Below are 17,545 nucleotides of genomic sequence, written 5' to 3'. Positions count from 1 at the left end.
AATGGAAACTCTATATGAGCTTGTAAGTAAAGTGAAAGCTGGAGATGAAGAGGCGTCAAGGCGTTTATTAAAAAAGCTGGAACCAAAACTAAATAAAGCTGTTCAAAGCTTTTCGCTGCATGAGAGAGAAGACGTAAAGCAAGATTTAAAGATTAAAATTCTTTCCGCTGTTAAGACGTTTGATTTTTCCAAAACGCCAGGACTTTGGGAATTTTTACGCCATAAATAAAAAAGAGCGCTCGTTGTATCGACGCTCTTTTTTTATTTTTGCTGAAGTTTGACTACTTACCTTACGAAAATACAAAAAATAGAAAATGGATAAATATTAAAAAAAAGGTAAAATATTATGTGTGCAAATAGAGTTTAGTAGTATACTAACAAGTAGAATTTCTTGTATAAAAGGAAGATAATCACTCTTTATATAGAGAGGATTGTCGGCAACGAATAGAGTTTAGAAGAGTTTTATTTAATGAAGGAAAAAATCGTGCTGTTCGATAAATCGAACAGCACGATTTATAAAAAGGGGCAGTAAACAATATGTAAGCTAAGAAGCCTATTGTTTTTTGTTTTAGCTTTTTGGAAAGAGGTGAAGAATAAAGTGAGTCAACTTCTCTTTAATATCACGTTAATTATTTCTTTCATGTTTGCTGCGAGTATAGTTCGAGAGCAAATCATTTCTAGAGTAGAAGGAATAAGCCGGTACAAAATGTATCGCTTAATTTATTACGGATGTTCTTACGGCCTATTAGGCAGCATTTTAATGATATATACAATTAAAATAGATTCTACTATTATTCTTGACCTTCGCTTTTTAGCGGTGACAATTGTCTGTCTTTATGCAGGAATGGTACCTGCTATCATTGCGGCTTGTATTATAGGGGTAATGCGTCTGCTTTTGTTTGGAATTACGGCAAGCGGAATAATAGGGGCTGCTGCAATTATCGTAATGGCTTTACTGTCTGGGTGGACGGTTCGCTTACCTTATCGTCCATTTATTCGTTTTCAATTAATGAATTCTATTAGCTTGCTTTGCGTATTCTTCTCATTGTCCTTTCTTTTTAAAGATATCAAGCACGCTGCTACAATTATCATTTATTTACTGCCTGCTTCTTTTATAGGTGGGTGTTTGGTGTATCTGGTAGGTAGATATATATATGTATCTCGAGTAACGACAAGTCAGCATAAAAAGCTGTCTAAAATGTTTTCAGTTATGATTCAAAATGCAAAGACAGGTACCATGATTGAAACGCCAGAGCGCGAAGTAGCTGTTATTAATCAAACTTTTTGTGACATGTTTGACATACCCGGACCTCCTAATCAATACGTGGGATTGAAAAGTAATCAGCTGTTTTTATCTCACGCTCCTATGTTGAAAGATCCTGCTAGGTTTTTAAAAACAGTAGAAAGCACCGTTTATTCAAAAGAGTCAATAGTAGATGAAGAAATTACGTTTATTAACGGTAAAATTTATGCGCGTGACTACATTCCAATCTATGAAGGCCATGTGTATATTGGCCACTATTGGGAATATCGAGATATTACGGAGAAAAAGAAGGCTGAGTGTGATCTTCGCAAAGCCAATAAAAAGCTTGAAATGCTGTCCATGAAAGATGGATTAACAGGTCTGAACAACCGCCGATCTCTTGATAAACAGCTGGAAAATGAGTGGGAATATGCACAGAAAGAAAAAGAGCCGCTTTCTTTTCTATTATTTGATATTGATTATTTTAAAGCGTATAACGATACCTATGGCCATATTCAAGGAGACGAATGCTTAAAAGAAGTAGCGAATATTGCTAAAAGCGTTGTTTTTGACGAAGCGGCTTTTGTTGCAAGATACGGAGGAGAAGAGTTTGGTATATTGCTTCCTCGAGCTAATCAATATGAAGCGATAAAAATGGCAGAAGCTATTAGACAGCAAGTGCAGCAGCGTGCAATTATCCATCAAGCTTCTGACGTGTTTAAGTGTGTCACAATCAGTGTTGGAATAATGACAGTCGTTCCATCCGAACACATACAGCTGATTTCAATTGTCCATGGAGCAGATCAGGCTTTATATGAAGCAAAGCGTACGGGTCGAAATCGAATTTCAGTATATTCTCACCACAAAGAAGCTGACTCAAACGTTTGAGTCAGCTTTTAAAAGAGATATAAGCCTCTTATTTAGGAGGAGCTTTTTCTTTTTCATCTTCTTCCATAATTCCTTTTGTAGCGTTTTTAAACTCTTTTAACGTTTTTCCGGCAGCTTTCCCTAATTCCGGCAGTTTCTTTGGGCCAAAAAGCAATAGAGCGACAAATACAATTAAGGCAATTTCTCCAAACCCAAGGTTCATTGTCATCGTCTCCTATTTTTTGAAAGTGTTTACAAGTTTAGTATAGCATGAAAAGAAAGGAAGTAGTACATCATTATCCAGTGATTTTAAGGCCGATTACACCTGCTACAATACAAAAAATAAATAAAATTCGACGCATATCTTTTGCTTCACGAAAGAAAAGCATGCCAAGAAGTACGCTTCCGGCAGCTCCTACTCCCGTCCATATGCCGTAAGCTGTTCCAATAGGTATCTCCTTTAATGCTAAGGAGAGAAGATAAAAACTTCCTGCACCGAAAAGGATAAATCCAATCGAAGGAAACAACCGCTTAAACCCATCTGAAAGTTTTAAAAAAATCACAAATCCCACTTCGCAAAAACCGGCAGCTATTAATGCAATCCAAGCCATGTTACGATTCCTCTCTTTCTGTTTCTTCAGTAGAAATCAACTTTAAACCAACGATTCCAAAGATCATTAATCCTAAAAATAAAATCTTTCCAATATTTGCTCCTTCGTCTAAAACGGTCATTCCAAGTATCGCTGTGCCAGCAGCCCCTATACCAGTGAATACTGCGTAAGCTGTTCCGACAGCAATTTTTTTTAAGGCATTTGAAAAGAAATAAAAGCTGATCACAATTGTGACGATTGTAATGATTGTTGGAGTTACTTCAGTAAATCCGTGTGAATATTTTAAGCCGATTGCCCATGCAATCTCGAGCAAACCAGCGATAATAAGGTAAATCCAAGCCATTTTAATTCCTCCTTGCATAATAATAAGCCCTTTTTACAGGGCCTATTTAGCACGTATGCCTTCCCAAAATATCGTCCAAGCATCGTGAATTTTTTGGTCATAATACTCCGGTTCATAATAAAAGCGCTGAATGAACAGTCCGTCGGTTAAACAATAAAAGCTATTGATATACAAATCAATCGGACGTTCAATTATTTCGCCTTCAGCCATTCCATGTGTAAAAATAGCATGCAGAATTTGATCAGACAATCGTTCGCTTCTTAAGAAAATAGCTTTTACTTCCGACTGTAAATGTTCAGGTGGAAACAAAATAAGACGACGGTACATCTGGCCAAAAGAATCTTTTTCAATCATCGTGCAGAAATCTACAACAAAGCAGTGAAGCTGTTCTTTAGCAGACTTTGTTTTATGCTGTTCGTATATAACAGATAACTTTGTTAAAAATAAATTCATTAAATCATGCACGGTTAGTAAAAATAAGTCGTCTTTGTTCTTAAAATGAGCGTACAGGGAAGGTTTTTTTATGCCTACTTTTGATGAGATATCGGCAAGCGATGTTTCTGTATAGCCTTTTTCTCCAAAGAGCTCCATTGCTGCAGCTCTAATTTTTTCTACAGTTGATAATTCAATCAAGAAAAGCTCCTCCTCAATCTAACTAACGTTCGTTAGGTAAAAGATATCAAATGTAAAAAAAAGAAGCAAGGGAATCGCTTCTTTTTAATGTATTTTCACTAAATGACGCTGAGTTAAAAATAAAGAGAAGATAAAAATAAGCTCAAACGTATTTGTTACAGCTGTGCTTGGTATAGGAATTGACACGGCACTTCCTACAATCATTACGGCTACTCCAATCATCATACTGCTCCATTGCGTCTTGCGAAATAAGGAAATTCCAACAAAAAGCAAAATAATCGCCACAATGAGAACCATAAGAGGGGGACCGGATGATCCTACTAATGTATAGCGAACAATGCCATATTCACGTACAACTTCCATACGCTGACTAATCGTCTCGATTATTTCATAGCTAATTAAGGCAAACGTAGTTAGAAAAAAAAGGATGCCGGCAACAGGTTTTTTAGCCCATGTAATCGTCGAATATTTCGCTACGCCATACGCAAAGAGCACCAAAGTAGGGGTAAATAAAGCGTGAAACCAAAAGCGAAGCATGCTGAGTGAACGTAAAGTATCCCCTTCACCGATAAATGAACCAATCCCAATCATTATATTATCGTAAATTAGTCCAGCTATTACTAAAGGAAGAAAAAGCATGTAAAACGGCGAAGTGTTTTTTCGCACTACATATATGCTAAAGAAAAACAGGACAATATAGCAAAAAGAAAATAGAAAATAAAGGGTTGTATCAACCATTGTTTTCCTCCTTCTGATGATACTTCTTCTTTTTATGATAACATCATATACCAAAAAAGTGAGAAAACATGCATTTTTCTAGGCAATCTTAACGGACGAAAGACTCCTTTATCGGTAGAAAGATTCAGAAAATATTGAAATAAAAATAGGAAAAGAGGCCATAGTCAAGAGATTTAGATTTACTGAATTGATTATTAAATAAAGGAAATCTATAAAATTACAACAAAAGAACTAGGAACACATGGAGTCTAAATGCTTATATAATTAGAAAAAAATATTTAATGTCCTTTCTATTTAAGTAAGTTAAATGTAAGCATAAAATGATAAATAAATGTATTTTTTTTACTTTTATATCTATCTATCATCCTTATAAGTACGGTTGTTAGACAAATTCAATTGGTATATCCATAAAAAGGAATTAATGGGATAAAATATTTTTTATCCCACCTTTATATTACAAAACGTTTTCTAAAGTTAAGAAATTTTTAATTACGTAATATTTCCGTGTGTTAATTGTAAGAGTGGTGTATAAAATATTCCTGTTGTTATGGTAAAAAAAGGTATAGATGGGATTTTTCTAGGTAAATAAACTTTAGACCTATTCTGTAAATTTTAAATAAAACGATGAGTTTTTAATTCTGTAAATAGACAATCGGAATTGTAAGAATATATAACATTTGAGCTATTGACCACTAATGAGCGCAGATGATAGTTTTAGAGCTGTTGAAATTGGTACTCGAGTCCATTTTTCAAAGCAGGTGTTTTAGCAGCATGCTAGCGCTGTTAATTGATTAGCTCCCATACATATATAAAGGGAGTGAAACTATGAAATCGTATATCTATCATTATGAATCAAAAGCATTCATAAACGTATCCAACAGGAGAAGTTTGGAAGGAGAAGAATGAAACATGATCTTAATTATCCTATGCTGCCTATTTTTAGTAGGGTATGGCGTTTGGGAGTATCGCAGACATTTACGCAAGCTGCATTCAATTCCTGTACGAGTGAATGTTAATGGTATTCGCGGAAAATCCACCGTTACACGATTGATTACAGGTATTGTAAAAGAAGCAGGTTACAAAACAGTAGGAAAAACGACAGGAACACAAGCGCGTATGATCTACTGGCATACAAGTGAAGAAGAACCAATTATTCGTCGTAAAGAAGGTCCGAACATTGGAGAACAGCGACGAGTGGTAAATGAAGTTGCCGATATTGGCGCAGAAGCTCTTATTTGTGAATGTATGGCTGTACAGCCTGATTATCAAATCACATTCCAAAATCAGCTGATTCAAGCCAAGGTAGGCGTTATTGTAAACGTACTAGAAGATCACATGGATGTAATGGGTCCAACTCTAGATGAAGTTGCTCAAGCGTTCACTGCTACTATTCCTTACGATGGCCACCTTGTTACAATTGAAGGTCCATATTTGGAATACTATAAAAAAATAGCCGCAGAGCGCAACACAAAAGTTATTGTAGCTGACAATGATAAAGTATCTGAAGCGTATTTACGTGAATTTGATTATATGGTTTTCCCTGATAATGCTTCCATCGGTTTAGCAGTAGCAGAAGCACTTGGTATCGATGCTGAAACAGCGATGAGAGGAATGTTAAATGCCCAGCCTGACCCAGGAGCTATGAGAATTACAACGTTTGGCGATGAAAAAAATCCAGCCTTTTTAGTGAATGGATTTGCTGCGAACGACGCTTCTTCCACGCTTCGTATTTGGGAACGTGTAGATTCAATGAACTATAGTGAAAAACTTCCTATTGTCATTATGAACTGCCGTCCGGACCGTGTAGATCGCACGGAGCAATTTGCTGAAGATGTAATGCCATACATTGAAGCGGACGTAATGATTGCAATTGGTCAGACGACCTCACCAATCGCTGCAGCATATCAAAGAGGCGAATTGCCAACAAAAGAATTCTGGGATATGGAAGGCGCTTCTACAGAAGAAATTTTAGAGCGCATGAAGCCTTATTTAAAAGATCGTATCGTATACGGTGTCGGAAATATCCACGGTTCAGCCGAGCCGCTTGTTGAAGCTATTATTGAAATGAAAAAGATGAGAAAAGCAGTTTAATCTAGGAGGCCATTCCATGTTCGGATCAGATTTATATATCGCCCTTGTGTTAGGGGTTACACTAAGCTTAATTTTTACAGAAAAAACGGGCGTATTGCCAGCGGGTCTTATCGTACCGGGGTATTTAGCTCTTGTATTTGATCAGCCAATTACCATTTTAATGATTTTCTTAATTAGTATTTTAACTTATGTTATCGTCGTATACGGAATCTCAAAAGTAGTTATTTTATATGGACGTCGCAAATTTACAGCGATGTTAATTACGGGTATTGTGATTAAAGTTGCATTTGATTATTTCTTCCCGATCTTGCCGTTTGAAGTGTTTGAATTACGCGGAATTGGTATCATTGTACCGGGCTTAATTGCAAATACAATGCAAAAGCAAGGTCTTCCTTTAACAGTTGGAACAACGGTTTTATTAAGTGGTGTAACATTTGGAATTATGCAAGTTTATTATTTATTTTAATACACAAACAAACCGCAGCTGGTAAAGGAAGGTGAAAGCGTTGAAAGAGAAAAAATTAAACTTTCAAGAAAAAGTATTGATGTTTATAAAGAAAACAAAGCCTACAACGGGCAAGCAAGCTCTTATCTTAACGCCAATTTTAATCGTAATTTTAGCTCTTTCAGGATGGATGGAGCGTTCGGATGCTCTTGAAAACCCTGAGACGGCTAATCCAGAGGCCAATAATGATTTAACGATGACTATGGTCGGAGACATTATGATGGGTCGCCATGTAAGAGAAGTAACTGAACGCTACGGAGAAGATTTTGTATTCCGCAACGTGGAGCCGTTCTTTAAAAATTCGGATTACGTAAGCGGGAACTACGAAACACCGATTTTAACAAATGACGTAGATTCATATAAAGCAATGGAAAAAGGTATTCATTTATATAGTAAGCCTGCTGATCTAGCGACTGTTAAAAATGCAGGTTTCGACGTATTAAACTTAGCGAACAACCATTCAATGGACTACAGTGCAAAAGGGTTAGAAGATACGATCTCTACTTTTGAAGCAAACAAATTAGATTTTGTTGGTGCTGGCCGTAACTCTGAAGAAGCAAAGCATATTTCGTATAAAGATGCTGACGGTATTCGTATTGCAACCGTAGGTTTTACGGATGTACATTCAGACGGAATGTCGGCTGGAAAAAACAACCCAGGGATTTTAAAAGCAGATCCGGATCTTATTTTCAGCACGATTCAGCAAGCGAAAGCAAATGCTGATTTAGTTGTAGTAAATGCCCACTGGGGTGAAGAATACGATGCACAGCCAAGTCCTCGTCAAGAAGGGCTAGCAAAAGCGATGGTAGACGCTGGTGCGGACATTATCATTGGTCACCATCCGCACGTTTTACAGTCATATGACGTATATAAAGGTTCGGTTATTTTCTATAGCTTAGGAAACTTTATTTTTGACCAAGGGTGGTCAAGTACAAAAAATACAGCGATGGTTCAGTATCATTTAAATAAGCAGGGCCAAGCTAAAATTGATGTTATTCCAATGGTTATTAAAGCAGGTACACCAACTCCAACAGATAACCCTTGGCGCATGAAGCGTATTTATAACGATTTAAACAAGTTTTCTTCAAACCCTGAACTGTTAGAAAAAGAACGAAACAAGTTTGAATTAAACTTAGATCATTCTCGCATTATAAAACATGCAGAGGAGCGCAAAAAGAACGAAGCGCAAGCTAACTAATAGCCCGTCATACACAGAGGAGGTAAAAGATGATAAATAAACGTAATGCGATTATTGTTTCCATTGTCATCTTTTCACTCATAGTAGGTGTATGTGTTTATCAATTTATGTTTCCAAAACAAGAATATGCAGTAAGTACTTCAGATCCTCGCGCCACAAAAGTAGGTATGGAAATTCTTAAACAAGGCGGTACAGCAGTTGATGCAGCTATTGCCATTTCCTACACGCTTGGCGTTGTGGAACCGTACGGATCAGGACTTGGGGGAGGCGGCGGAATGCTGATTGATCCAGCAGATGCCTCTCCAACATTTATTGACTACCGAGAAATTGCACCTAAGAATGATAAAGAAGATGAGATTGGCGTACCAGGGTTCGTTGCTGGTATGGATTATATTCAGCACCACTACGGATCTATGTCGATGAGCAAACTAATCGACCCGGCCATTAACTATGCTGAGAATGGGTATAAAGTGGACAAAGATTTGCACGACAGGCTGGTTTCATACAAAGGTAATGTGAATGAAGATGAAATTCCTAGCTTTTATCCAGATAAGGACGCCATTAACACAGGTGAAATTGTCAAACAGCATGAATTAGCGAACACGCTGCAAAAGATTAAGGAAGAAGGGCCAAATGCTTTTTATAGAGGGAAGATTGCAGACGATATTACAGAAGAAACAAAAGTAAGTCACAAAGACTTGCGAAAGTATGCGCCTGTTGAACGCAAACCTCTATCGACGAATTATAAAGGTCATCAAATTATTTCAGCACCTCCGCCTTTTGCTGGTGCTACGCTTATTCAAATGTTAAAAATGACGGATCAAGAAGATATTTGGAAGCTGAAGGAATCGCATCCTAGTCTTTATTATCATTTTCTTGGTCAAATTTCAAAAGTAGCTTATCAAGACCGCTTGAAAAAAATTGCTGATCCGGCTTTTATAAAAGAAACGCCAAATGATTGGATCGACGATCATTACGTGCATTTACTTCGTAATAAATTAAATAATACTGAAACAGATCATACCAAAGTAAGCGACGTCGAAGAACATGAAAGTACCACTCATTTTGTTGTCATGGACGGTGAAGGAACCGTTGTATCAACAACGAATACGCTGAGTAATTTCTTTGGCAGCGGTGAATATGTAGATGGATTCTTTTTAAATAATACGCTCAATACGTTTGGGGAAGGAATTAATAAGCGTCAACCCGGTAAGCGTCCAAGAACATTTACAGCCCCTACCATTATTCGTGAAGGTGATGAATGGGTAATGTCCATTGGCACACCGGGAGGAAATCGCATTCCTCAAGTGTTAACGCAAGTAATTGGGGATTATTTTGAAGACAAAGATTCCATTAAAAACGCAGTAGAAAACAAGCGTGTCATTTTTGATTCTCATAAGTTTTATTCAGAAGCTAAGCTTAAACAGTCAACTAAAGATGGTTTAAAAACGTACGGCTATGACTTAAAAAACAATGATAACGCGATGTTTTACGGAGGCGTTCAAGCTCTTGTGAAAGACTTAAAGAAAAATAAGATTCAAGGTGACGCTGATCCGCGCCGCCACGGTTTATGGGAAAAAAGTACAGACTAACTTAATTGGAGGAATAGAAAATGATCGCAAAACGAATCGTAGGGATTGTAGGACCAATTGCTATTGTAGCAGGAGTAGTAGCAGGACTTGGAGCTTTAAAACATCCGGCTACTCTTTCAACAGATGAACAGCAAAAAATTGAAAATAACGTAAAAATGATTGAACAAACAAAATCAGCTGCTACAGATGCAGTAAATGATGCTGCGGCAGCTGCTGGAAAATAAATCTTATGTAGTAACAAAAATGGCATCGTCCTAGACGATGTCTTTTTTGTGTGCAATGTAATGTATGGATAAAAATGAAAGCGCTTCACAAAATATACAGATGAGTAAAAATGGAGGGTAATATGTGAATAAAAAATTACTGTTATTTAATATTGTTGCTGTTTTGTTGTTAATCGGCGTTATAGCCGCTTTATTTATGACTCAATCAAGTACAGAACTTAATCCTAAAAAGCTCCTAAAAAAAAATAATGATCATTCTTACGGTGTGAGTGCTTCTAATTCTCTGGCAGCAAATGTAGGGATGGACGTATTAAAAGAAGGCGGGAATGCAGTAGATGCGGCCATTGCAATTTCGTATGCCCTTAACGTAGTCGAACCTTTTGGATCTGGAATTGGCGGAGGTGGAGGTATGCTGATTGCCAAAAAAGATCAGCCTGCTACTTTTATCGATTATCGGGAAACCGCTCCAACTTCTATGAGTGGTAAAAACGGCGTGCCGGGATTTGTCGCTGGTATGGAATATATTCAGCAGAAATATGGTACAAAATCAATGAGTGATTTGATTCAGCCGGCTGTTGAATACGCTGAAAAAGGGTTTGAAGTAGACTCTCTTTTATCGTCTCGATTGTATTACTCTAGAGGAAGGATGGATGTAGAAGATCTATCCGCTTTTTATCCAAAGGGAGAAGCAATTGAAGAAGGAGAAACCCTGTCGCAGCCCGTGTTAGCTAAAACACTAATCAAAATTCAGCGAGAAGGTGCGTCTGCATTTTATAAAGGAGATGTGGCAAAAGATCTTGCTGATGCAACGCCTATTTCTAAAAAAGACTTATCTTCCTATCAAGTGACAGAAATCAAGCCTGTCGTTTCAACTTACAATGGAACGGAAGTGATTTCAGCGCCTCCGCCTTTTTCCGGAATTACACTGATTCAAATGTTAAAAATGGCAGAGAAAGAAAATCTTGAAACAATGCCTGATAAAGAATATTACGAAACGATGAACAGAATTAAAAAGGCAGCTTACTCCGACCGGTTAAAACAAATCGGAGATCCAGACTTTCATAATCAAAACTCAAGTGAATTAGTCAGTGATGATTATATAACAAACTTGGTCAATCACCCGACACGTTCTTCAGGTGAAGGCGATGAAGAACACGAAAGTACAACACATTTTGTGGTTATTGATTCAGAAGGAACCGTCGTATCTACAACTAATACGTTGAGTAACTTCTTTGGTACAGGCGAACAAGTTGACGGCTTTTTTCTTAATAACAATGCTGATACGTTTGGAAGCAAAGAACCGAATAATCGCGAGCCGGGAAAAAGAGCAAGAACTTTTACGGCTCCAACTATTATAAGAGAAAAAGGCGAGTGGGCGATGGGAATAGGTTCTCCGGGTGGAACGCGGATTCCTCAAATTTTAACTCAGGTACTTTCTAAAAACCTTGAAGGAAATGAATCGCTTCAAAAAGCTGTAAACGAACCGCGCTTTATTTTTGATGATTCGACTATTTATGTAGAGCCCGATTTAAATACCAAAAATATTCCTTCTGCGTTTCGAATAGAAAAAAAGGAAAGCGACGTCTTTTATGGAGGTATTCAAGCGTTAACCATTAATTTTCAAGATAAACAAATGGAAGGAGCCGGAGATCCTAGAAGAAATGGAGTTTGGAAAACAGGAGATTAACGAAGTAAAGATCCCTTCTCATATGCTTAGGCATAGTGAGAAGGCGTTTGAAAATATCGAATGGAATGAAAATCTTTGTCGCTGGAATGAAAATGTACGTAAATGGGGGAACGATCTAAAGCAGGGTGAGCGTTGAAAAACGTGGCATCACCGTAGCGCAATGCTTTTAGCAAGTAAGGCATTTCCTGTTTGAAAATAGCGTACCGTATGGCTTGAACGGACTTTTCCGTTTGTTCATTGCCAATAAATACGTATACATACAGCGTATCAACACCGTCTTTGTGGAGCCATTCGGCAAAAAGCTCATTTCGCTGCTCATTTAATTGATCAACAGCAAACTTTTCGTCGATCCAAAGAAATAAATCGTCTGTTTGTTCAGAATGTGTGAGCGTATAGCGTCGCCCAATAAAAGGAAAGGTGGGCGTGCTTCCTTGCCGGTATGTGACGCTAAATTGCTGAGGATTAAAAGCAGACAAACGGCATCTTCCTTTCACGCTTTTAAGTAGTTTATGCATAAAAAAGAGAAATTTCACACATTCGTCAAGAATTTTAAGCTGTTTTTCTTACATGCATACTTATGAAAAAGTTGTTACACTGAAGAAAAGAAATAGTGGGTGATAAAAGATGGAGCCGCTGTATATTGTCTTATCCATTTTTTTAGCAGCGATGCTATCGTATGATATTGCTAAATTTGTTCGAGGGGACCGGCCAGATTGGAAAGAGGGTCTCGTGACGGGCCTTGTGTTCGTGGGCTTTTTAGCAGCCATGCAAATGGCTTTTCACATTGTATAGCGACGAAAGAGGCTGGGACAAACGTACTTTAGTTGAAGGAAGATCCGAACGATGAATCGTTCGGATCTTTTATGTTTATGTCTCAATCCCTTTTTTAAAAGATATGCCGGATAAGTTTAGTCCGGCAATACTAAAAAGCTTGGATATCGAATAAGCTGTTGTATACTGCATTTTTGATAAAGGGGCTTTTTACTTGTATCGAAAAAAAACACTGCTTTTGAAGCGAAGTTTAGGAGTAGCTGTGTTTCTTTCTGTTATTGCGCTGGGAGTTTGGATGTTTCAATTTACATTCTTTTCTCCGAGTCATCAAGCCAAATCTGCCGTAAAAGAATTTTATACGCTAGAACAGGAAGGAAACTTTTCGGAATCATGGGACCTTTTTCATTCATCCATGAAAAAGAAATGGACAAAAGGTGCATACATACAAGATCGAGCACACGTATTTCTCAATCATTTCGGGGTAGACACCTTTACTTATTCCATTGAAGATGTTGAAAAAAGAAAGAGCTGGAAGATGGAAAATGATCGTAAAGCGTTTCCTGTTGTTTACGAAATGACTGTTATCCAAACGTATAAAGGGAAATATGGAAACTTTGATTTGGTGCAGAAAGTGTATGCTGTTCGTGAAAAAGGAGAATGGAAAGTCGTGTGGGATTATAAACAGTAGGAGAGCCTGCTGTTTTTTTATTTTCATAAGAAATGAGCATACATCAGCTGTTAATAGGCCTCTTTTTTAACAGAAAAAACGTTATGTTTTTTTGCGAGTGGGTAAAATGAAAGAAGGAGGCGAACACAGATGAAATTTAAAACGATTTTATTTGATGCATATGGAACACTGTTTGATGTACATACCGTTATTGAAACGTGTGATCAGCTGTATCCGGAGCGGGGAGAAAGCATTAGTCATTTATGGCGTTTGAAGCAAATTGAATACGCCATGCAATATCAGCTGATGGGACGATACGTTGACTTTTATACATTAACAAATCAATCCCTGAAATATGCAGCAGAAGCAAATGATATTGATTTAACGGAACACGAAGAAAAAATGCTGATGAGTGCCTACATGAAGCTGAATGTCTACGATGAAGTCAAAGAGGTGCTCGCCTATTTAAAAGAAAAAGGGTATCGCCTGGCTATTTTTACGAATGGTCCTAAGCACATGGTTGATCCGCTTGTTTCTTATCACAATATGAATCATTTATTTGAGGACGTTATTTCCATAGACGAAATCAAACAGTACAAGCCTACGATGGCAAGCTATCACTATGCAAAAAACAAAATGAACGCCAAAAGAGAAGAAGTATTATTTTTGTCATCGAATACATGGGATATTGCCGGTGCTAAAAACTACGGGTTCGCAACGGCTTGGGTCAACCGAAAAGGAAATGTAGCTGAACATAAAGAATTGCAGCCAAACGTAATCATTAAAAGCTTAAATCAGCTTATTAAATAAAAAAAGACGAGCATTTAAGCTCGTCCTTTTTTATTTATTGCTAAATGTATCTTTTGTTTCGCCTACTGCTTTTTGAGCATTTCCTTTTGTTTTCTCAGCTTTTCCTTCGCGCTGAAGGTCGCGGTTATTCGTTGCATTTCCCACTTGATCTTTTACTTCACCTTTAGCTTTTGATACATTTCCTTTAACTTTATCTCCTAAACCTTTACTCATTTTAATCTTCCTTTCTATTAGTAATTAAGTAGTGTTACTTGTCTGTTCCACCATTAGAAAGAAATTAAACATATTTTCTGATTTCAACTTAAATAGAAGCTAAGTGTACGATATTTAGGAGTAATGTGTAGGCAACTATCATTATTATTGTTCGGAGGTTTTAAGCTCCCAATCATCATAAATCTGAGATTCATAAGGCCATGATAATAAGCTTAAAGATTCCACTGCTTTTAGAACAAGAGGCGAAGCATTATCGATGTTGAGATCCTGCGGTGCAATCCACAATGCTTCCAAAGAATCCTGTCCTTCAAACTGTACGGGGTGGGAAAGAAGGTCACCGCCGGCAATGTCTACGTAATAAAATACAGCAATGTGATGCACGTGAGTAAATTCTTTCCACTTACAAGGATACTGAAAATCTGTTGTACCCGCTTGAGAAACAATGTTAATCTCAAAGCCTGTTTCTTCCACAAATTCTCTTTTCATCGCTTCGGTTAATGTTTCACCGTGCTCTAGCTGTCCGCCTGGCAAATCAAAACGATGAATATACGGACCTCTATTTTTTCGAATAACAAGCAGCTTGTTATCTCGCATACAAATTCCATATACGCCAAAAGCGCGATCATAATTTGGTTCCATCTTTTTTTCACTACTTTCTATAACAGAATGGCTTGATAAAGCATCGTTTGATTTCTTTATCCTACCATACATTTTGCTATAGAACCTTTTTTAATGAGATGCTTTTACAGTAAGCGTGCGGGAAACGGCACTTTCGTTATGCAAACGGTCAACAGAGGTTACAACATATGTGTATGTTTGATTTTTGAGTGCATTTTGATCTACAAACAATTGTTTTTCTCCTGTTTTTCGAACGGTTGTCAGCAGGTTTTCTGCGCTGTTAATGTCGCCTTTTTTATTGCCTTGAAAGCGATAAATGGCATAATAAGCGGAATCATTCTGCTGGTGATCTCGAATTTCAAATGCTGCTTCTTTTGTATGAGGACCCGCGTTTTTTAATTTTGGTGCTTTTGGGGCCGTATTATCAAGCCAAGGCATTGCTGGAATAAGCGCAGGGTGTTTATAAATATCGTTTTGCAGCTTATCTTTTATTCCTAGCGGGTTTCGGTTCAAATCTTTCAGGCTAAAATGCATGCTCCCCTGTACTTCTGGAAACTGGTGATTTAGAGCAATTTGCCTTGGGTACTCATCGGGATCAGACCAAGCTTCCACCGCGTTGTTATTAATTTTGTAAGCAGCTTGTCCAATATAAAGGTGAACTAGCTTTCCGCGAACTTCATCTCTCCACCAGTTGAGCAGCGTATCGTAAGCAGCGGGTTCAAATCCGATATTCCAATAAATTTGCGGAGTGATGTAATCAATGTATCCATTTTGAATCCACGTACGCGTATCGGCATACAAATCATCGTAGTTTGTTTGTCCAGCAGTCGTCTCAGAGCCAGTTGGATCATTAGCAATGTTTCGCCATACGCCGAACGGACTGATGCCAAACTTCACGTATGATTTTGTTTTTTTAATAGATTTATTTAAATCTCGAACAAGCTGATTAACATTGTCACGCCGCCAGTCTTCAATATTGGAAAACGTTTGAGCACCGTAGGCTTCATATGTTTTTTGATCTGGGAACGTTTGACCTGCAATTTTATAAGGATAAAAATAGTCGTCCATATGAACAGCATCAATATCATAGTTTCTTACGACTTCGAGCACTTCTTCAATAATAAAGTTTTTTACTTCTGGAATACCTGGGTTGTAGTAGAGTTGTTTTCCGTAGGAGACGACCCAATCAGGATGTTGTTTGGCAGGATGATTATCGGCTAGTTTGTTTAAATCAGTATGATTCATTGTAATGCGGTAAGGGTTAAACCATGCGTGGAATTCTAAGTTGCGCTTGTGTGCTTCGTCTACCATAAAGGCCAGAGGATCATAGCCCGGATCTTTTCCTTGTGTACCGGTTAAATATTCTGACCACGGGCCATATTTTGACGGATAAAAGGAATCGGCGGTCGGTTTAATTTGAACAACAACAGCATTCATCCCCATCTTTTTTACTTCATCTAGCAAATAGGTAAACTCTTTTTTCTGCTGTTCAACCGGAAGACCAGGCTGAGAAGGCCAATCAATGTTGTATACGCTTGCAATCCAAGCGGCTCGAAGCTCCCGTTTTTGATACGTAGTAGGTACGTCTGCTTTAGCAGGCAATGTGCTCGAACAAAACAGCAGTAAAAACAAGATGCCTCCAACCCATTTTTTAATACGCATGTTCGTTCCTCCTTCTTTTTTGGTTGAGATAAAATTTCTTTCATAATATAGCATGCGGTCGTTATATCCACAATAGATTTTGATGAAATATTCTGAAAAATAAAATAAAGTTTTAAAAATATCAGAAAAATATTGAAATTAAACTTCAGAAAAAATATAATAATGGTAATTTAAAGAATATTTTAGAAATACGTTACTTAACGATGGAGGAATTCATGCGCCAATTTTCCGTACTTACTTTAATCGATGCACAAATGAATCATTACAGTCCTGCTGAAGGAAGAGTAGCTGATTACGTGCTAGAAAATCCCACGACCACGTTGAACTTAACGACCAAACAGTTAGCTAAGCAGTGTCAGTGCAGCGAAGCTACGATTATTCGCTTTTGTCAGCGTGTAGGCATTAATAGTTTTAAAGAATTAAAGATTGAATTAGCAAAAGATGCTCATAAGGTGCATACCGAACAGCTGCCGAATCTTCCAGTTAATTTTGAAGACGAGACAGATGCCGTGCTTGAAAAAGTCATAAGCAAAAGTATGAGCGCACTGATGAATACAAGCCGACTAGTGAGCACTTCTGCAATCGATGCAGCTGCGGAAGCTATTCATGGAGCGAAACGAGTGTTTTTATACGGAGCAGGAGGATCATCTGTAGTTGCGCTAGATGCTCAGTATAAACTGCTTCGAATTGATATTTCGGCTCTGTTTTCATTAGATAGTCATGTTCAAATGATGATGGCTACGAATATGACAAAAGATGATGTGCTGTTTGTGGTATCCACTTCAGGTCAAACAAAAGAAGTGGTAGAACTGATGCAAATAGCCAAAGACAAAGGAGCAGCCGTCATTTTGCTAACGCAGCACGGATCATCGCCAGCTTCTAGATTAGCTGATATTCTGCTGACTATTTCGGTAGAAGAACAGCATATTCGAATTGGAACGATGAGCGCTCGTATTGCTCAGTTAGCCATTGTAGATGCGATGTTTATACGGTTATGTATTCAAAAAGGCAATCAAGTGTTTGAACGCATAATCGATACACATAATGTAATTCAAAAAATAAAGAGGTAGGG

The 17,545-nt window shown here is 37.7% G+C and carries 21 protein-coding genes; 12 read left to right on the top strand and 9 right to left on the bottom strand.

The annotated features are described in order from the left end of the window. The first annotated feature begins 1 nt into the window (after position 1). Positions 2-229 carry a helix-turn-helix domain-containing protein gene (locus tag AC0KUU_RS15340; RefSeq protein ID WP_043980077.1) on the top strand — a complete coding sequence of 76 codons (228 nt, stop codon included), beginning with the start codon at positions 2-4 and terminating at the stop codon, positions 227-229. A 369-nt stretch (positions 230-598) separates the two neighbouring features. Beyond that, positions 599-2,131 (top strand): sensor domain-containing diguanylate cyclase, encoded by a 1,533-nt coding sequence (locus tag AC0KUU_RS15335; protein ID WP_237074566.1) that lies wholly within the window; start codon positions 599-601, stop codon positions 2,129-2,131. Between the two features lie 28 nt (positions 2,132-2,159). Here AC0KUU_RS15335 and AC0KUU_RS15330 read toward each other — a convergent pair whose 3' ends face one another. From AC0KUU_RS15330 to AC0KUU_RS15310, 5 genes are all read right to left on the bottom strand, one after another. Further along, the gene (locus AC0KUU_RS15330) at positions 2,160-2,333 is read right to left on the bottom strand and encodes a twin-arginine translocase TatA/TatE family subunit (RefSeq protein ID WP_013055701.1); all 174 of its coding nucleotides are present in this window, start codon (positions 2,331-2,333) and stop codon (positions 2,160-2,162) included. Positions 2,334-2,406: 73 nt separating this feature from the next. Then, positions 2,407-2,721 (bottom strand): DMT family transporter, encoded by a 315-nt coding sequence (locus AC0KUU_RS15325; protein WP_013082006.1) that lies wholly within the window; start codon positions 2,719-2,721, stop codon positions 2,407-2,409. A gap of 1 nt (position 2,722) precedes the next feature. After that, positions 2,723-3,064, bottom strand: coding sequence for a DMT family transporter (locus AC0KUU_RS15320; RefSeq protein ID WP_237074567.1), 342 nt, complete (start codon positions 3,062-3,064; stop codon positions 2,723-2,725). Between the two features lie 42 nt (positions 3,065-3,106). Beyond that, a complete protein-coding gene (locus AC0KUU_RS15315) occupies positions 3,107-3,697 on the bottom strand; it encodes a TetR/AcrR family transcriptional regulator (RefSeq protein WP_237074568.1) in 591 nt (196 codons plus the stop codon). Positions 3,698-3,781: 84 nt separating this feature from the next. Beyond that, positions 3,782-4,435, bottom strand: coding sequence for a hypothetical protein (locus AC0KUU_RS15310; protein ID WP_237074569.1), 654 nt, complete (start codon positions 4,433-4,435; stop codon positions 3,782-3,784). Positions 4,436-5,344: 909 nt separating this feature from the next. Between AC0KUU_RS15310 and pgsB the strand changes: the two genes are divergently transcribed. The 6 genes from pgsB to AC0KUU_RS15280 all read left to right on the top strand — a co-directional run bounded on the left by pgsB (position 5,345) and on the right by AC0KUU_RS15280 (position 11,732). Then, positions 5,345-6,526 (top strand): poly-gamma-glutamate synthase PgsB, encoded by a 1,182-nt coding sequence (gene pgsB / locus AC0KUU_RS15305; protein ID WP_016763263.1) that lies wholly within the window; start codon positions 5,345-5,347, stop codon positions 6,524-6,526. A gap of 16 nt (positions 6,527-6,542) precedes the next feature. Further along, on the top strand, positions 6,543-6,992 hold the full coding sequence (pgsC, locus tag AC0KUU_RS15300) for a poly-gamma-glutamate biosynthesis protein PgsC (RefSeq protein ID WP_013055707.1): 450 nt from the start codon (positions 6,543-6,545) through the stop codon (positions 6,990-6,992). A 40-nt stretch (positions 6,993-7,032) separates the two neighbouring features. Next, positions 7,033-8,229 (top strand): CapA family protein, encoded by a 1,197-nt coding sequence (locus tag AC0KUU_RS15295; protein ID WP_013082012.1) that lies wholly within the window; start codon positions 7,033-7,035, stop codon positions 8,227-8,229. 29 nt (positions 8,230-8,258) lie between these two features. Beyond that, positions 8,259-9,821 (top strand): gamma-glutamyltransferase family protein, encoded by a 1,563-nt coding sequence (locus tag AC0KUU_RS15290; protein WP_043980064.1) that lies wholly within the window; start codon positions 8,259-8,261, stop codon positions 9,819-9,821. A 20-nt stretch (positions 9,822-9,841) separates the two neighbouring features. Next, positions 9,842-10,045, top strand: a complete 204-nt coding sequence (locus AC0KUU_RS15285) for a CapE family protein (RefSeq protein ID WP_013082014.1) — start codon at positions 9,842-9,844, stop codon at positions 10,043-10,045. Between the two features lie 124 nt (positions 10,046-10,169). Beyond that, entirely contained in the window at positions 10,170-11,732 is a 1,563-nt protein-coding gene (locus AC0KUU_RS15280) for a gamma-glutamyltransferase family protein (RefSeq protein WP_322551773.1), read from the top strand. A 26-nt stretch (positions 11,733-11,758) separates the two neighbouring features. Here AC0KUU_RS15280 and AC0KUU_RS15275 read toward each other — a convergent pair whose 3' ends face one another. Next, entirely contained in the window at positions 11,759-12,208 is a 450-nt protein-coding gene (locus AC0KUU_RS15275; protein WP_028407691.1) for a staygreen family protein, read from the bottom strand. Positions 12,209-12,356: 148 nt separating this feature from the next. Here AC0KUU_RS15275 and AC0KUU_RS15270 point away from each other — a divergent pair, with 148 nt between their 5' ends. The 3 genes from AC0KUU_RS15270 to AC0KUU_RS15260 all read left to right on the top strand — a co-directional run bounded on the left by AC0KUU_RS15270 (position 12,357) and on the right by AC0KUU_RS15260 (position 13,980). Further along, positions 12,357-12,524 (top strand): hypothetical protein, encoded by a 168-nt coding sequence (locus AC0KUU_RS15270; protein ID WP_013055713.1) that lies wholly within the window; start codon positions 12,357-12,359, stop codon positions 12,522-12,524. A gap of 193 nt (positions 12,525-12,717) precedes the next feature. Continuing rightward, a complete protein-coding gene (locus tag AC0KUU_RS15265) occupies positions 12,718-13,191 on the top strand; it encodes a hypothetical protein (RefSeq protein ID WP_013082017.1) in 474 nt (157 codons plus the stop codon). A 129-nt stretch (positions 13,192-13,320) separates the two neighbouring features. Further along, on the top strand, positions 13,321-13,980 hold the full coding sequence (locus AC0KUU_RS15260; RefSeq protein ID WP_165575497.1) for a haloacid dehalogenase type II: 660 nt from the start codon (positions 13,321-13,323) through the stop codon (positions 13,978-13,980). A 30-nt stretch (positions 13,981-14,010) separates the two neighbouring features. On the opposite strand, the gene AC0KUU_RS15255 is transcribed toward AC0KUU_RS15260, so the two are convergent. From AC0KUU_RS15255 to AC0KUU_RS15245, 3 genes are all read right to left on the bottom strand, one after another. Continuing rightward, complete coding sequence (locus AC0KUU_RS15255) at positions 14,011-14,193, bottom strand: CsbD family protein (RefSeq protein ID WP_013082019.1); 183 nt, start codon at positions 14,191-14,193, stop codon at positions 14,011-14,013. 144 nt (positions 14,194-14,337) lie between these two features. Next, the gene (locus AC0KUU_RS15250; protein ID WP_322551774.1) at positions 14,338-14,832 is read right to left on the bottom strand and encodes an NUDIX hydrolase; all 495 of its coding nucleotides are present in this window, start codon (positions 14,830-14,832) and stop codon (positions 14,338-14,340) included. Positions 14,833-14,922: 90 nt separating this feature from the next. Further along, positions 14,923-16,473 (bottom strand): glycoside hydrolase family 10-like protein, encoded by a 1,551-nt coding sequence (locus AC0KUU_RS15245; protein ID WP_322551775.1) that lies wholly within the window; start codon positions 16,471-16,473, stop codon positions 14,923-14,925. Positions 16,474-16,688: 215 nt separating this feature from the next. Here AC0KUU_RS15245 and AC0KUU_RS15240 point away from each other — a divergent pair, with 215 nt between their 5' ends. Then, a complete protein-coding gene (locus tag AC0KUU_RS15240) occupies positions 16,689-17,543 on the top strand; it encodes a MurR/RpiR family transcriptional regulator (protein ID WP_043980054.1) in 855 nt (284 codons plus the stop codon). Positions 17,544-17,545 lie beyond the last annotated feature (2 nt).

Source organism: Priestia sp. ST2, assembly GCF_055810735.1.
This window is presented reverse-complemented; position numbering and strand designations above follow the sequence as displayed.

Bases quoted from the DNA above. Each gene is read 5' to 3' on its own strand.
- AC0KUU_RS15340 (WP_043980077.1), top strand. From the start codon at position 2: ATGGAAACTCTATATGAGCTTGTAAGTAAAGTGAAAGCTGGAGATGAA.
- AC0KUU_RS15330 (WP_013055701.1), bottom strand. From the start codon at position 2,333: ATGAACCTTGGGTTTGGAGAAATTGCCTTAATTGTATTTGTCGCTCTA.
- AC0KUU_RS15325 (WP_013082006.1), bottom strand. From the start codon at position 2,721: ATGGCTTGGATTGCATTAATAGCTGCCGGTTTTTGCGAAGTGGGATTT.
- AC0KUU_RS15320 (WP_237074567.1), bottom strand. From the start codon at position 3,064: ATGGCTTGGATTTACCTTATTATCGCTGGTTTGCTCGAGATTGCATGG.
- AC0KUU_RS15310 (WP_237074569.1), bottom strand. From the start codon at position 4,435: ATGGTTGATACAACCCTTTATTTTCTATTTTCTTTTTGCTATATTGTC.
- pgsB (WP_016763263.1), top strand. From the start codon at position 5,345: ATGATCTTAATTATCCTATGCTGCCTATTTTTAGTAGGGTATGGCGTT.
- pgsC (WP_013055707.1), top strand. From the start codon at position 6,543: ATGTTCGGATCAGATTTATATATCGCCCTTGTGTTAGGGGTTACACTA.
- AC0KUU_RS15290 (WP_043980064.1), top strand. From the start codon at position 8,259: ATGATAAATAAACGTAATGCGATTATTGTTTCCATTGTCATCTTTTCA.
- AC0KUU_RS15285 (WP_013082014.1), top strand. From the start codon at position 9,842: ATGATCGCAAAACGAATCGTAGGGATTGTAGGACCAATTGCTATTGTA.
- AC0KUU_RS15270 (WP_013055713.1), top strand. From the start codon at position 12,357: ATGGAGCCGCTGTATATTGTCTTATCCATTTTTTTAGCAGCGATGCTA.
- AC0KUU_RS15260 (WP_165575497.1), top strand. From the start codon at position 13,321: ATGAAATTTAAAACGATTTTATTTGATGCATATGGAACACTGTTTGAT.
- AC0KUU_RS15255 (WP_013082019.1), bottom strand. From the start codon at position 14,193: ATGAGTAAAGGTTTAGGAGATAAAGTTAAAGGAAATGTATCAAAAGCT.
- AC0KUU_RS15250 (WP_322551774.1), bottom strand. From the start codon at position 14,832: ATGGAACCAAATTATGATCGCGCTTTTGGCGTATATGGAATTTGTATG.
- AC0KUU_RS15245 (WP_322551775.1), bottom strand. From the start codon at position 16,473: ATGCGTATTAAAAAATGGGTTGGAGGCATCTTGTTTTTACTGCTGTTT.
- AC0KUU_RS15240 (WP_043980054.1), top strand. From the start codon at position 16,689: ATGCGCCAATTTTCCGTACTTACTTTAATCGATGCACAAATGAATCAT.